Origin of the sequence: Thermus sp. CCB_US3_UF1, from assembly GCF_000236585.1 — a bacterium.
Taxonomy (GTDB): Bacteria; Deinococcota; Deinococci; order Deinococcales; family Thermaceae; genus Thermus.
This window is the reverse complement of sequence record NC_017278.1, coordinates 1,514,297-1,528,843: the sequence shown is the minus strand read 5'-3', so window position 1 is coordinate 1,528,843 and position 14,547 is coordinate 1,514,297. Positions and strand designations below refer to the sequence as shown.

The window sequence follows — 14,547 nt, the reverse complement described above, 5'->3', positions numbered from 1 at the left end:
CTAGGGGGCCAGCCATTCCCGGAGCACCCCCAGGTTCCAGGCATCCTCTTCCGGGCTTCTCGGGGTTTCCAGGATGAAGACCTTTTCCCTGAGGCGGGGGTCCAGGAGGATGGCCTTTAGCCCTTCCCCGATCCGCCCTTGGCGCAGGTGGGCGTGGTGGTCCACGCGGCTTCCCAGGCCGCCCACCGAGTCGTTCAGGTGGATCACGGGCACCCGTTCCAGGCCCACCACCCGGTCCAGCTCCGCCAACACCCCTTGGGGGTCCCCGGCCACATCGTAGCCGGCGGCGTAGGCGTGGCAGGTGTCCAGGCAGACCCCCAGGGGGGTATCCTGGAGGAGCCAGGCCAGCTCCTCAAACCGTGCCCCTACCTTTTCCCCACCCCCAGCGGTGTTCTCCACCAAAAGGGTGGGCCGCTCCCGCACCCCGGAGAGGCGCAGGGCCTTGGAGAGGCCCTCCTTCACCCGCTCGGGGGCCCCGGAGCCGGGATGGACCACCACGTACTCCAGGCCCAGGAGCCGGGCCTTTTCCAGATCGTCGGCCAGGCTCATCACGCTCTTTTCCCAAAGCTCCCCTTCCGCCCCCAGGTTCACCAGGTAGGAGGCGTGGATGACCCCAGGGAGCTCCCCGGCCATGTCCCGGAGGGCGCGGAAAGCCTCTACCTCTGCGGGGGAGAGGTGGCGCGTCCTCCAGCTCCGGGGGCTTTTGGCGAAGATCTGGAAGGCGGTAAGCCCCAGGGCCAGGGCCTCCTCCACCACCCCCGCTACCCCCTTTTTCCCGGCGATGGAGAGGTGGAAGCCGTAGCGCACCCTAGTCCTCCAGGACCTCCACCCGCACCCGGGTGGCGGAAAGGGCGCCGATGGCCTTGGCGGCGGCGTAGGAGAGGTCAATGATGTACCGCCCGCCGAAGGGTCCCCGGTCGTTGATGCGGACCACCACGCTCCGGCCGTTTTTCAGGTTGGTCACCCGCACCCGGGTGCCGAAGGGGAGGCTGGGGTGGGCGGCGGTGAGGGCGTGCATATCGTAGCGCTCCCCGCTGGCCGTGCGCCGGCCGTGGAAGCCGGGGCCGTACCAGACGGCCAGGCCCACCTGGACGCGGCGGGAGGTGGGGGTGGCCTCCTGGGCCGCCTTGGGCCCAAGTTGGAGGACCTGGCCGGGGTAGATGCGGTCGGAGGTGAGGCCGTTGAGGCGTTTGAGCTCGGCCACGCTTAGGCCGTGGGCCCGGGCGATGGCGAAGAGGGTATCCCCTTTTTGCACGGTGTGGGTCTGGGCCAGGGCGGCGGAGAGGAGGAAGGGGAGGAGGGCGCGCACCCTACACCTCCTGCCAGCCCCGGGGGAAGCGGGAGAGGAGCTCCATGCCCGTGGGGGTGATGAGGACCAGCTCCTCGAGGCGCACCCCTCCCACCCCGGGCAGGTAGACCCCGGGCTCCACCGTGACCACCATGCCGGGCTCCAGGGTTTCCTCGGCGTAGGGGGAGAGGGAAGGCCCCTCATGGACCGCCAGGCCCACCCCGTGCCCCAAGGAGTGGACGAAGTAGCGCTCAAAGCCCCAGCGGGCCAGCTCCTCCCGGGCCAGGGCGTCCAGGGCCTTGGCGTTGGCCCCGGGGCCTAGGGCTTCCAGGCTCCGTTCCAGGGCAGCCAAAACCGCGTCAAAGGCCCGGCGGAGCTCCCCATCCACCCGGCCCAGGGCCACGGTGCGGGTCATGTCGGAGTGGTAGCCCGCCACCTTGGCCCCCAGGTCCAGGGTGACCAGTTCGCCCGCCTGCAGGCGCTTGGCGGAAGCCCCCGCGTGGGGCAGGGCCCCCCGGGGCCCCGAGGCCACGATGGGGGGGAAGGCCACCCCTTCCGCCCCCCGCTTGCGCAGGAAGAACTCCACCTCGAGGGCCACCTCCCGTTCTTCCACCCCGGGCTTCAGCAGGGAGAGGGCATAGGCCAGGGCCTCCTCGGCCAGGGCCTGGGCTTGGCGGATCCTCGCCACCTCCTCTGGGGTCTTCTTGAGCCTTAGCCGCTCCACCACCCCCTTGGTGGGCACCCATTCCACGGGGGCGAGTTCCTTTAGGCGTTCCAAGGCGGCGTAGGGGAGGTGTTCCGCCTCAAACCCCACCCGGCCTTTGAGCCCCCTAAGAAGGGCCTCCTTTTCCTCCCGCCGCAGCACCTTGGCGGGGAGGCGGCTTTCCCGTTCGGCCTCGGGGTAGCGGGGGTCGGTGAGGAGGAAGGCCCCTTCCTCCGTGAGGAGCACCTGGGCGTCCTCGGGGTGGGGGAAGTCGGAGAGGTAGCGCACGTTCTCGGGACGGGTCAGGTAGAGGGCCTCCAGGCCGAGCTCCTGGAGGAGGGTCCTTAGGTCCTGCATGGGGCTTACTATACCAGGCCCGGACCTTTAGGCCCGGGCCTTGGGGAAGGAAGCGGCCGCACCCAAAGGCGTGGCGCAGGCAGGTCAGGAGGTCCTGGGGAAGGCGGAAGCTACCCGTTCGGGGCGGACTCCAGGGGGTTGGAAACCTTTTCCAAAACGAAGGTCACCTTACCCTCCTCGTCCTCCAGCCCGCTTTGGAACCCGGGGAAAAGCCCTTCCTCGAGGGCCACGGCCAGGGCCTCCCCCGCGATCCAGGCCCCGTGCCGCTCCAGGGCCTCCCGGTAGGCGCCCTCGGCCCGGTAGCCCACCCGGATGCGGTCGGAAACCCTAAGGCCCATCTCCTTCCGGGCCTGCTGCAGGTGGCGCAGAAGGTCCCGGGCCAGGCCTTCCAGGCGGAGCGCCTCCGTGACCCGGACCTCCAGGGCCGCCACGTACCCCTCCTTCTCCACCGCCTGGTACCCCTCGGGGGCCTGGGCTTCCAAGAGGACCTCCTCGGGCTCCAGGAGGAGGGTTTCCCCTTCCACTTCCAGGGGCACCTTCTCCCCAGCTAGGACCTGCCGGGCTACCCTGTCCGCCTCCTTCTGCAGGGCCTCGCGGATCCCCGGCACCCGCTTGCCGTACTTCTTGCCCAGGAGGCGCAGGTTGGGCAGGACCCGGTAGGAGAGGACCGCCTCCCCTGGTTCCAGAACCCGCACCTCCTTGACGTTGAGCTCCTCGGCAATCTCGGCGGCGAAGTGCCGTAAGCCCTCCCGCTCCAAGGAGGTGGGGGCGGTGACCAAAAGCCGCGGCAGGGGAATGCGGGTCTTCACCCCGCTTTGCGCCCGGGCGGAGCGGGCCAGGTCCACCACCTTGAGCACCGCCCGCATCTTGGCCACCAGCTCCTGGTCCACCCGGGCGGGGTCCACCTCGGGCCAGTCGGCCAGGTGGACGCTCTCCTCCGCCTCGGGGTATACCGGGCGTACCAGGTTCTGCCAGAGCACCTCGGCCAGGTAGGGGGTAAAGGGGGCGGAGAGCTTGGCGATGAGCACCAGGGCCTCGTAGAGGGTGGCGTAGGCGGCCTCGCGGTCCAGGGGGTCCTCGTTCTTCCAGTAGCGCCGCCTTCCCCGGCGCACGTACCACTGGGAGAGGTCCTCCACCACAAAGTCCCGGATGGCCCGGCTGCTGGTGGTGGGGTCGTAGGCCTCGAGGGCCTCGGTGACCCTCTGGATCAGGTCCTGCATCCGCGCTAGCAACCAGCGGTCCAGCTCGGGCCGCGCTTCGGGGGCGGGCGGGTTTTTCAGGTCGGGCTGGTCCAGGTTGGCGTAGGTGACAAAGAAGCTGTACACGTTCCAAAGGGTCAGGAAGTAGTCCCGCACCGTTTCCCGCACCAGGTTAGGCCCGAAACGGCGGTCGGCCTCCGGGGGAGCGGAGATGTAGATGTACCACCGAAGGGCGTCGGCCCCAAACTCCCGCAGGATGTCCCAGGGGTCCACCACGTTCCCCTTGGACTTGGACATCTTCTGACCCTTCTCGTCCAGGATGAGGCCATGGCAGATGACGTTCTTGAAGGCGATGGAGCCGAAGAGCATCACCCCAAGCTGGTGCAAGGAGTTGAACCAACCCCGGGTTTGGTCAATGCCCTCGGCGATGAAGTCCGCGGGGAAAGCCTCTTGGAACTCCTCCTGGTTCTCAAAGGGGTAGTGCAAGGAGGCGAAGGGCATGGCCCCCGAGTCGTACCAGACGTCAATCACGTAGGGCACCCGGCGCATGGTGCCCCCGCAGGCGCACCTTAGCTCCACCTCGTCCACCTGGGGGCGGTGGGGGTCAAAGGGCTCGGGTAAGGGGGCCGTGGCCCGCTCCCTGAGTTCTTGGAAGCTGCCGATGGCCTCCTCCTTGCCGCAGGCCCCGCAGACCCAGATGGGCAAGGGGGTGCCCCAGTAACGGTTGCGGCTTAGGGCCCAGTCCACCAGGTTCCTGAGCCACTCCCCGTACCGGCCCTCCCGGATGTGGGGCGGCACCCAGCGGATCTCCCCGTTCTTCTTTAGGAGTTCCTCCTTGAAGAGGGTGTTGCGGATGAACCACGTCTCCGTGGCGTAGTACATCAGGGGGGTGGAGCACCGCCAGCAGTGGGGGTAGCTGTGGAGGTAGCTTTCCTCCTTGAAGAGGAGGCCCCGGGCCCGCAGGTCCTTGAGAATGGCCCGGTTGGCCTCGCGGAAGAAGAGGCCTCCAAAAGGCTCCACCAGAAGTTTTCCCTCCTCGTCCACAGTTTTGAGGAGAGGCAGGCCGTAGCGGCGGCCCGTTTCCAGGTCCTCGGCGCCGAAGGCCGGGGCCTGGTGGACGATGCCCGTGCCGTCCTCGCGGCTTACATACTCGGCCAGGACCACCACGTAGCCCCGTTCCACCGGTTGGGGGTAAGGGGGCTCGTAGGCCAGGCCTTCCAGCTCCCGGCCCAAGAAGGTCTTGAGGGGGGTGGCCTCGCCCAGAAGCTTTTTCCCCAGGCTTTCCTCCAGGATCAGGGCCTCCCCCTCCACCGGGAAGGCGGCGTAGGTGAAGCGGGGGTGGACCGCGGCGGCCACGTTCCCCGGCAGGGTCCAGGGGGTGGTGGTCCAGATGAGAAGGCTGGCCCGCTCCAGGCCCAGCTTCCCTGGGTCCTTCAGGGGCAGGCGCACGTAGACCGAGGGGTCGTGGATCTCCTTATAGCCCAAGGAAAGCTCGTGGGAGGAAAGGGGGGTGCCGCAGCGCGGGCAATAGGGGACCACCTTGTGGTCGCGGTAAAGGAGGCCCCGGTCAAAAAGCTTCTTGAGGCTCCACCAAAGGCTTTCGATGTAGGTGGGGTGAAGGGTGGCGTAGGCCCCCTTGAGGTCCACCCAGTAGGCCAGACGCTCGGTGAAGGCCTCCCACTCCTTCTCGTAGGTGAAGACCGACTGGCGGCAAGCCTCGTTGAAGCGCGCGATGCCGTAGGCCTCGATCTCCCGCTTGCTCTTCAGCCCCAGCTTCTTTTCCACCTCCAGCTCCACGGGAAGCCCGTGGGTGTCCCACCCGGCCCGCCGGGGCACGTAGTAGCCCCGCATGGTCTTGTACCGGGGGAAGAGGTCCTTGTAGCTCCTGGCCTGGGCGTGCCCCACGTGGGGCATGCCGTTGGCCGTGGGGGGACCTTCATAGACGGTGTAGCGGGGGCGGCCCTTGCGCTTTTCCACGCTCTTTTCAAAGATTCGCTCCCGCTTCCAGAAGGCCAGGATCTCCTCTTCCATCTGGGGAAAGTTGGGCTCGCCGACTTCCTTGAACATCCAAATCCCTCCCTAAGAAAACGCCCGCGCCCTTTGGGCGCGGACGAAAGCCCCAAGGCTTCCGCGGTACCACCGCGCTTCCTGGAAGCAACCCTCCAGGCCCTCCTTTGGGCGCTATTACGGGCGCCACCCGGCGGGCATTACTCAGGGGCTAGCCCTTTTCCTCCCGCGGCTCCGGGGTGATCTTCCCGCCTTTCCTCACCGCCGGGCTCCCACCCTCCCCGGCTCGCTTAGGGCTCTTGGAAAGGGGTACTCTCCCCATCCTCGCCTTTACAGCTTTGCCCCCCTGGGGTAAAATCCCCCGTTGGCGGCTAAGCCTATGCTAGCAGCCCTTCTCCTTGCTTGACAACGCCCTTCAGGCGTCTGCTAGACTCAGGTTAAGCCGGTCCTCTTCCCGCACAAAAGGAGCCGTCATGGAGCTTTACCTGGATACCGCCAACCTGGAGGAGATACGGGAGATCGCCGCATGGGGCGTCCTCTCGGGGGTGACCACCAACCCTACCCTGGTGGCCAAGGAGTTTGCCGCCCGGGGGGAGAGGCTGAGCGAGGAGGGGCTTTTCGCCCACCTACGGGCCATCTGTGAGGTGGCGGGCGGTCCCGTCTCCGCGGAGGTGACGGCCCTGCAGGCCGAGGCCATGGTGGCGGAGGGCAAGCGGCTGGCTGCCCTCCATCCCCACATCGTGGTCAAGCTGCCCACCACCGAGGAGGGGCTCAAGGCCTGCAAGCGCCTGGCTGCCGAGGGCATCCCGGTCAACATGACCCTCATCTTCTCCGCCAACCAAGCCCTCCTGGCGGCCCGAGCGGGGGCGGCGTACGTTTCCCCCTTCCTGGGCCGGGTGGACGACATCTCCTGGGACGGAGGGGAGCTTTTGCGGGAGATCGCGGAGCTCATCCAGGTCCAGGACCTCCCTGTCAAGGTCATCGCCGCCTCCATCCGCCACCCCCGCCACGTCACCGAGGCGGCCCTCCTGGGGGCGGATATCGCCACCATGCCCCACGCGGTGTTCAAGCAGCTTCTCAGGCACCCCCTCACGGACATTGGCCTCAAGCGCTTCATGGAAGATTGGGAGAAGGTTAAGCCATGAGGAAGAAGACAGAGATCCAGGAAACGCCCCTTTCCTACCAGGAGCTTTCGGCCAAAATCCTGCCGGAGCTCCACCTCCTGGCCCAGGAGGCGGGCATTGAGAACTACAAGCGGATGAAGAAGGACCAGCTGATTATGGCCCTCCTGGAACGGCAGACCCAAGGGGAGGGCCTCCAGCTGGTCAAGGGGTACCTGGAGGTAAGCCCCGACGGCTATGGCTTCCTGACGGAAAACCTTTACAACCTGGAGTCCCGGGTGGCCATCGTGTCCGCTGGGCTCATCCGCCAGTACGCCCTGCGGAGCGGGGACTACGTGGTGGGCCGGGTGCGCCCCCCCCGGGAGAACGAGCGCTACGGCACCCTCCTCAAGGTGGAGGCGGTCAACGACCTGGACCCCGAGGCCGCCAAGAACCGCCCCCGTTTTGACGAGCTCATTCCCCAGTTCCCCGACCGGCAGATCCGTCTGGAGACCACGCCGGACGAGCTTTCCACCCGGGTGATTGACCTCCTGGCCCCCATTGGCCGGGGGCAGCGGGGGCTCATCGTGGCCCCGCCCAAGGCGGGGAAGACCACCCTGCTCAAGAAGATCGCCAACGCCGTCCTCAAGAACGAGCCGGACATCAAGGTCATCGTCCTCCTGATTGACGAGCGGCCCGAGGAGGTGACGGACTTCCGGGAAAGCGTCCAGGGGGCCGAGGTCATCGCCAGCACCTTTGACGAGCCACCCCAGAACCACATCCGGGTGGCGGAGTTCGTCCACGAGCGGGCCAAGCGCATCGTGGAGGAGGGAGGGCACGTGATGATCCTCCTGGACTCCATCACCCGCCTGGCCCGGGCCAACAACCTGGTCACCCCGCCCACGGGGCGCACCCTTTCCGGGGGTCTGGACTCCGCGGCCCTTTACTTCCCCAAGCGCTTCCTGGGGGCAGCCCGGAACATCCGTGGGGGAGGGAGCCTCACCATCCTGGCCACCGCCTTGGTGGAGACGGGAAGCCGCATGGACGACGTGATCTTTGAGGAGTTCAAGGGCACGGGCAACATGGAGCTCCACCTCTCCCGCCGTCTGGAGGAGCGGCGCATCTTCCCGGCCATCGACATCCTCAAGTCGGGGACCAGGCGGGAGGAGCTTCTTCTGGGTGAGGAGGTGGTGCACAAGATGTGGCTGCTCCGCAAGGTGTTGGCGGACATGGATCCGGCGGAGGCCATGGAGATGCTCCTGGCCCGGCTTGGCCGCACCAAAAGCAACAAGGAATTCCTGGCCTCCTTGGCGGCCCGCTGAGGCGGTTTTTCCCCTGGGGGGCGGGTTTCTGCCCCCCAGGGGTTTTTGCCCCTTGCCCTTTGGCCCCTGGGGGTTGGTATAATCCCCCCGGAGGTTTGGGGGAGTATTTCTTAGGGGGTGAACGTTGCGGGGATTTTTAGCGGTTTATATGGCCCTTTCGGCCCTAGCGTTCGCCAAGGTGGGCATCCTTAGCCCCCTTCCCCTACCGGAGGCCACGGTGGAGGTGGAGCCTCCGGCGCGCAAGGGCTGGGTGGTCTACGCGGTGCGGCCGGGGGATACCCTGGCGGGGATCGCCGCCCGCTACGGCGTGGACCCGCGGCACATCATGTGGTCCAGCGGCCTAAAGACCGATCGGCTCCAGGTGGGCCAGCGCCTCCTCATCCCGCTGGTGGCCCAGGAGGACCGTCCTCGCCGGGTGCCCCCTGGGGTGGAGGCCTACCGGGTGCGCCCGGGGGATACCCTGCAAAGCGTGGCCGCACGCTTTGGGGTGAGCGTGTTGGACCTGGTTTCCGCCAATCCCACCCTGGAAAGCCTGGATCGGCTGGTGGCGGGAAGCACCCTGTACGTGCCCAAGGGGGCCAAGGGGCTTCTGGTAAGCCTGCCCGAGGGCCAGACCCTGGTGGATCTGGCCCTTCGTTTTGGCCTATCCCCCGTGGGGGTGGCCCGGGCCAATGGGGTGGAAGACCCTACGGAACTCCGCACGGGGGACCTGGTCCTCCTGCCGGGGATCCAGGCCAGGACCACCTACCAGAACCTCCTGGCCAAGCAGGAGGCTGAGCGGCAGGCCCGCCTCGAGGCCGAGCGCAAACGCCAGGAGGAGCTTAGGCGCCTGGCGGAGGAGAGGCGGCGGCAGCAGGCTTTGGCCCAGCGCCAGGCCCTCCGCCCAAGGGCCCAGGCCCCCAAGGCCCAGGTGCGCCGGGTCAGCTACCAGGAGGGGGAGATGCGCTGGCCCCTCTCGGGCTTCCGCATCACCACCTACTTCGGCCAGCGGGGGGCTTTCCAGCGCTACCACACGGGGATAGACCTGGCCGCCCCCTACGGCACCCCCGTCGTGGCGGCCAAAAGCGGCCAGGTGCAGGTGGCGGGGTGGAGCGCTTACGGCTACGGCCTCCACGTGGTGCTGGACCACGGGGGCGGGGTGGAAACCCTCTACGCCCACATGTCCCGCATCGCCGTGCGCGCCGGCGAGTGGGTGGAGGCGGGGGAGGTCATCGGCTACGTGGGCTCCAGCGGTTGGTCCACGGGGCCCCACCTCCACTTTGAGGTGCGGGTGGGGGGCGTGGTCCGCAACCCCCTGGCCTACCTGCCCTAAGGGAAGGGAAACCCCCGGGGGTCAGGGCCCCCGGGGTTTGTGCTTTCCCCTCCTTGACCCGGGGGGCGGTAAGCTTGAGGATGGAGGGCGGGATGGAGAAGGGAACCTTCCAGATCAAGACGGGTTTCGCCGAGATGTTCAAGGGCGGGGTGATCATGGACGTGACCACCCCCGAGCAGGCGGTGATCGCCGAGGGGGCGGGGGCGGTGGCGGTGATGGCCCTAGAGAGGGTCCCCGCGGACATCCGCGCCCAGGGCGGCGTGGCCCGCATGTCCGACCCCAAGATCATCAAGGAGATCATGGCCGCGGTGTCCATTCCCGTTATGGCCAAGGTGCGGATCGGGCACTTTGTGGAGGCCATGATCCTCGAGGCCATCGGGGTGGACTTCATCGACGAGTCCGAGGTCCTCACCCCCGCCGACGAGGAGCACCACATTGACAAGTGGAAGTTCAAGGTGCCCTTCGTGAACGGGGCCCGGGACCTGGGGGAGGCCCTGAGGCGGATCGCCGAGGGGGCGGCCATGATCCGCACCAAGGGGGAGGCGGGCACCGGCAACGTGGTGGAGGCGGTGCGCCACGCCCGCACCCTGTGGAAGCAGATCCGCTACGTCCAGGCCCTGCGGGAGGACGAGCTCATGGCCTACGCCAAGGAGGTGGGGGCGCCCTTGGAGCTCGTCAAGTGGGTCCACCAACATGGCCGGCTTCCCGTGGTGAACTTCGCCGCCGGGGGCATCGCCACCCCCGCCGACGCCGCCCTCATGATGCACCTGGGGATGGACGGGGTCTTCGTGGGCTCGGGCATCTTCAAGTCCGGGGACCCCAAGAAGCGGGCCCGGGCCATCGTGCGGGCCGTGACCCATTACAACGACCCCGAGGTCCTGGCCGAGGTCTCCGAGGACCTGGGCGAGCCCATGGTGGGGATCAACCTGGAGGCCTTACGGGAGGAGGAGCGCCTGGCCAAGCGGGGCTGGTGAGATGGGGAGCCGGGCGGTCTGCGGGGTCTACGAGATCCACCCCGAGCGGGTGGAGGCTGCCCGGGCCGCCCTGCCCCAGGAGGCGGTCCTTCGGGAGGCGGCCTCCCTCCTCAAGGCCCTTTCCGACCCCACCCGGATGCGCCTCCTTCTGGCCCTGAAGGAGGCGGGGGAGCTTTGCGTCTGCGATCTGGCCCTGCTGGCGGGGGTTTCCGTTTCCGCGGTGAGCCACCAGCTTAGGCTCCTGCGCCAGGCCCGGCTGGTGGCCTTCCGCAAGGAGGGCAAGCAGGTCTACTACCGCCTGGCGGACGAGCACGTGGCCCACCTGTTGCGGGGGGCTTTGGAGCACGCGGAAGAAATCGCTTGAGCGTTTGCTCAAACGATGCTACCCTGGGGGCATGGAGGCTCCCAGGGTGCGCGTCTACCGGGTGGAGGGGCTGGACTGCGCCGACTGTGCCCGCAAGGTGGAAAAGGCCTTGGGTGGGGTGCCCGGCGTGGTCCGGGCCGAGGTGAGTTTCCAAAGCGGTAAGGCCTACCTGCACCTGGCCGTCCCTGAAGCGGTGAAGGAGGCCGAGGCACGGGTGGCCGCCTTGGGCTACCGCCTGCGCCCGGAAGGGGCGGCTTCGCGGGGGCTTTCTGGGCCCTGGCCCTGGGCCTTGGCCTCGGGGGGGGCCCTCCTTCTGGCCTTGGTCCTCTCCAGGGCCCTGCCTGCCTGGGGTTCCTGGCCCTACGCCGCCGCGGCCTTGCTGGGGGTCTTGCCCCTGGCCCACAAGGCCCTGCGGGGGGTGCGGCAGAACCCCTTCAGCATGCAGGCCCTGGTAAGCCTCTCCACCCTGGGGGCCCTCTTCATCGGCGCCCACGCCGAGGCGGCGGTGGTGGTTTTCCTCTTCCTGGTGGGGGAGGTGTTGGAAGCCTACTCCGTGGCCCAGGCCCGCAAGGCCCTCTTCGCCTTATCGGAGCTCCTGCCCCGGCGGGCCTACCGCCTGGGGGAGGCCGGGGTGGAGGAGGTGCCCCTCGAGGCCCTAAGGGTAGGGGACCGGGTACGGGTGCCCCCGGGGGAACGGGTGCCGGCGGATGGGGTGGTCCTGGCCGGCGAAGCCCTGGTGGAAGAGGGGGCCTTCACCGGGGAGCCCTTGCCCCAGGCCAAGGGGCCAGGGGAGCGGGTTTTGGGGGGAAGCCTGGTGGCCGAGGGCAGCCTGGACCTCCGGGTGGAGCGCCTGCCCCAGGAGGGCTTTCTGGCGGAGATGGAACGCCTGGCCGAGGAGGCCCTCCTCAGGAAGGGCCAGGCGGAGCGGCTGGTGGACGCCTTTAGCCGCCGCTACACCCCGGCGGTCCTCCTTCTGGCCGCGGGGGTGGCCTTCCTCCTGCCCCTTTTCCAGGGGGATTTCCTGGGCCATCTCTACAAGGCCTTGGCCCTGCTCCTCATCGCTTGTCCCTGCGCCTTGGTGGTGAGCGTACCCGCGGCCATCGCCGCCGGGGTGGCCCGGGGGGCGAGGGCCGGGGTGCTCTTCAAGAGCGGGGCGGCCTTGGAGCGCCTGGCGGGGGTGCGGCACCTGGCCCTGGACAAGACGGGCACCCTCACCCTGGGCCGGCCCCGCCTGGTGCGGGTGGTGCCCCTGGGGGTGTCCGAGGCGGAGGCCTTGGCCCTGGCCAAGGCGGTGGCCCAGGGCTCGGCCCACCCCTTGGCCCGGGCGGTGCGGGAGGCGGAGGGCCCGCACCCCCTTCCCGCCGAAGGCCACCGGACGGAGCCGGGACAGGGGGCCTTCGCCCGGGTGGGGGGGAAGGCGATAGGGCTTTTGCGCCCTGAGGCCCTCCCCCTTCCCCCGGAGGTCCAGGCCCAGGCGCGGGCCCTGGAGGGGGAGGGGTATAGCCTTTCCCTCCTGGTGCGGGAGGGGGAGGCCTTGGCCTTGCTGGCCTTTCGCGATGCTCCCCGGCCTGAAGCCCGGGAGGCCTTGGCGGCCCTCCGCGCCTTGGGGCTTAGGCTCCACCTCCTCACCGGGGACCGCAAGGAGGCGGCCTTGGGCCTGGGAGGGGCCTTGGGCCTGGCGGAAGGGGAGGTGCGGGCCGGCCTCTCCCCCGTGGACAAGCTCCGGGCGGTGGAGGCCCTAGCCGCCCAAGGCGGGGTGGCCATGGTGGGGGATGGGGTGAACGACGCCCCGGCCCTGGCCCGGGCCACGGTGGGCCTGGCGGTCCTCGAGGGCACCGAGGCCGCCCTAAGGGCTGCGGACGTGGGCCTCCTTTCCCTCTCCGCCCTGCCCCGGGCCTTCCGCCTGAGCCGAAAGACCCTGGCGGTGGTGCGGCAGAACCTCCTTCTGGCCGTGGGGCTCAAGGGGGTTTTTCTCCTCACCACCCTCTGGGGGATTACCGGCCTCTGGCCGGCGGTGCTGGCGGACAACGGGGCCCTGGTCCTGGTCACCCTGAATAGCCTGCGGCTTCTCCTGGCGCGGGTATAGTCCCGTCATGCCCCACAGGCCCTATCCGCCCCTCCTGGAGCAGTTTTTGGCCAGCGAGGCCAAGGGGGGTATCCTCCTTTTCGCGGCGGCCCTGCTGGTCTTTTTCCTGGCCAACACCCCTTGGGGGGCGGGCTATTTCGCCCTGCAGCAGGTGCCCGTGGGCTTTCGCGTGGGCGCCTTCGCCCTGGAAAAGCCCCTTCTCCTTTGGGTCAACGACCTCCTCATGGCCCTCTTCTTCCTCCTGGTGGGCCTGGAGCTCAAGCGGGAGCTCCTTTCCGGGGAACTCAGGGAGCCCAGACGGGCGGGCCTGGCGGTGGCCGCGGCCCTGGGGGGGATGGCGGTGCCCGCTTCCCTCTACCTCCTCCTCAACCCCGCCCCCCCCGAGGCCCGGGGCTGGGGGGTGCCCATGGCCACGGACATCGCCTTTGCCCTGGGGGTTCTGGCCCTTTTGCCCCGGGTTCCCTTGGGGCTCAAGCTCTTTCTCACCGCCTTGGCCATCGTGGACGACCTGGGGGCGGTCCTGGTCATCGCCCTCTTCTACACCGAGGGGCTCCAAGGGGGGTACCTGGCCGGGGCAGGCCTGGTCCTGGCCCTGGCCTTGGGGTTGAACCGGCTGGGGGTCCGGTGGCTTTGGCCCTACCTCCTCCTGGGCCTGCCCCTTTGGTACCTGGTCCTCCAGTCGGGGGTGCACGCCACCCTGGCGGGGGTGCTTCTGGCCCTGGCCATCCCCCTTAGGCGGGCCCGGCCCTTCCAAGGGGCCACCCAGGCGGAGGAGGCCGAGGCCCTGGAAGGGGAGCTGGAGGCCCTGGAAGAGGCGGTGAAGGAGGCGCAAAGCCCCTTGCACCGCTTGGAGCACACCCTGCACCCCTGGGTGGCCTATGGGGTCTTGCCCGTCTTTGCCTTTTTCAACGCCGGGGTGGACCTAAACGGCCTCGCCCTCGGCCCTGTGGCCCTGGGGGTGGCCCTGGGCCTCCTCGTGGGCAAACCCTTGGGGGTAGGGCTTTTGGCCTGGCTGGCCCTGCGCTTGGGCCTTGGGGTCCTGCCCGAGGGGGTGGGCTTCCGGGCCCTCCTGGGGGTGGGCTTCCTGGCCGGCATTGGCTTCACCATGGCCCTCTTCATCGCTGGCCTGGCCTTTTCCGGGGAGCTTTTGGACCAGGCCAAGGTGGGGGTGCTTTCCGCCTCCTTGCTGGCGGGCCTTTTGGGCTTCCTCTTGGTCCGCGCCGCCCTTGACAGCCCTTCCCCCTAGGCCCAGGATGAGGGGCGTGGTCGGCGTACTGGCCTTACAGGGGGATTTTCGCGAGCACAAGGAAGCCCTCAGGCGCCTGGGCCTCGAGGCCCAAGAGGTGCGGAAGAGGGCGCACCTGGAGGGCCTAAAGGCCCTGGTGGTCCCCGGGGGGGAGTCCACCACCATCGGCAAGCTGGCCCGGGAGTACGGGATTGAGGAGGAGGTGCGCCGCCGGGTGGAGGAGGGGTCCTTGGCCGTCTTCGGCACCTGCGCCGGGGCCATCTGGCTGGCCAAGGAGATCCTGGGCTACCCCGAGCAGCCCCGCCTGGGCGTGCTGGACGTGGCCGTGGAGCGGAACGCTTTTGGGCGGCAGGTGGAGAGCTTTGAGGAAGAGCTTCCCGTCCGGGGGTTTGCCGAGCCCTTCCACGCCGTCTTCATCCGCGCCCCCGTTTTCCGCCGCCTGGGGCCGGGGGTGGAGGTGCTGGCAGAGCTGGATGGCCTTCCCGTCCTGGTGCGCCAGGGCAAGGTCCTGGCCAGCGCCTTCCACCCTGAGCTGACGACGGATCCCAGGCTCCACCGCTACTTCCTGGAGCTGGCCGGGCTTTAGGCC

12 protein-coding genes are annotated in these 14,547 nt (G+C 68.8%); 8 read left to right on the top strand and 4 right to left on the bottom strand.

Going from position 1 to position 14,547, the window contains the following annotated elements:
* The 4 genes from nfo to ileS all read right to left on the bottom strand — a co-directional run bounded on the left by nfo (position 1) and on the right by ileS (position 5,614).
* Positions 1-807, bottom strand: coding sequence for an endonuclease IV (nfo, locus tag TCCBUS3UF1_RS07570; RefSeq protein WP_014515928.1), 807 nt, complete (start codon positions 805-807; stop codon positions 1-3).
* A gap of 1 nt (position 808) precedes the next feature.
* Complete coding sequence (locus TCCBUS3UF1_RS07565; RefSeq protein WP_014515927.1) at positions 809-1,309, bottom strand: septal ring lytic transglycosylase RlpA family protein; 501 nt, start codon at positions 1,307-1,309, stop codon at positions 809-811.
* A gap of 1 nt (position 1,310) precedes the next feature.
* Positions 1,311-2,348, bottom strand: coding sequence for a Xaa-Pro peptidase family protein (locus TCCBUS3UF1_RS07560; protein ID WP_014515926.1), 1,038 nt, complete (start codon positions 2,346-2,348; stop codon positions 1,311-1,313).
* Positions 2,349-2,458: 110 nt separating this feature from the next.
* A complete protein-coding gene (ileS, locus tag TCCBUS3UF1_RS07555) occupies positions 2,459-5,614 on the bottom strand; it encodes an isoleucine--tRNA ligase (RefSeq protein ID WP_014515925.1) in 3,156 nt (1,051 codons plus the stop codon).
* A gap of 413 nt (positions 5,615-6,027) precedes the next feature.
* On the opposite strand from ileS, the gene fsa reads away from it, so the two are divergent.
* From fsa to pdxT, 8 genes are all read left to right on the top strand, one after another.
* The gene (gene fsa, locus TCCBUS3UF1_RS07550) at positions 6,028-6,699 is read left to right on the top strand and encodes a fructose-6-phosphate aldolase (protein ID WP_014515924.1); all 672 of its coding nucleotides are present in this window, start codon (positions 6,028-6,030) and stop codon (positions 6,697-6,699) included.
* On the top strand, positions 6,696-7,976 hold the full coding sequence (rho, locus tag TCCBUS3UF1_RS07545; protein ID WP_014515923.1) for a transcription termination factor Rho: 1,281 nt from the start codon (positions 6,696-6,698) through the stop codon (positions 7,974-7,976). Before fsa ends, rho begins: the two co-directional genes overlap by 4 nt.
* Positions 7,977-8,124: 148 nt before the next feature.
* Positions 8,125-9,288 carry a peptidoglycan DD-metalloendopeptidase family protein gene (locus TCCBUS3UF1_RS07540; protein ID WP_014515922.1) on the top strand — a complete coding sequence of 388 codons (1,164 nt, stop codon included), beginning with the start codon at positions 8,125-8,127 and terminating at the stop codon, positions 9,286-9,288.
* A 92-nt stretch (positions 9,289-9,380) separates the two neighbouring features.
* The gene (gene pdxS, locus TCCBUS3UF1_RS07535) at positions 9,381-10,262 is read left to right on the top strand and encodes a pyridoxal 5'-phosphate synthase lyase subunit PdxS (RefSeq protein WP_014515921.1); all 882 of its coding nucleotides are present in this window, start codon (positions 9,381-9,383) and stop codon (positions 10,260-10,262) included.
* Between the two features lies 1 nt (position 10,263).
* On the top strand, positions 10,264-10,626 hold the full coding sequence (locus tag TCCBUS3UF1_RS07530; RefSeq protein WP_014515920.1) for a helix-turn-helix transcriptional regulator: 363 nt from the start codon (positions 10,264-10,266) through the stop codon (positions 10,624-10,626).
* Positions 10,627-10,657: 31 nt separating this feature from the next.
* Positions 10,658-12,712, top strand: coding sequence for a cation-translocating P-type ATPase (locus TCCBUS3UF1_RS07525; protein ID WP_041433825.1), 2,055 nt, complete (start codon positions 10,658-10,660; stop codon positions 12,710-12,712).
* Positions 12,713-12,719: 7 nt separating this feature from the next.
* A complete protein-coding gene (gene nhaA / locus TCCBUS3UF1_RS07520) occupies positions 12,720-13,958 on the top strand; it encodes a Na+/H+ antiporter NhaA (protein WP_014515918.1) in 1,239 nt (412 codons plus the stop codon).
* Between the two features lie 7 nt (positions 13,959-13,965).
* Positions 13,966-14,544: a pyridoxal 5'-phosphate synthase glutaminase subunit PdxT gene (pdxT, locus tag TCCBUS3UF1_RS07515; RefSeq protein WP_041433824.1), complete on the top strand. Its 579-nt coding sequence runs from the start codon at positions 13,966-13,968 to the stop codon at positions 14,542-14,544.
* Positions 14,545-14,547: the final 3 nt, after the last annotated feature.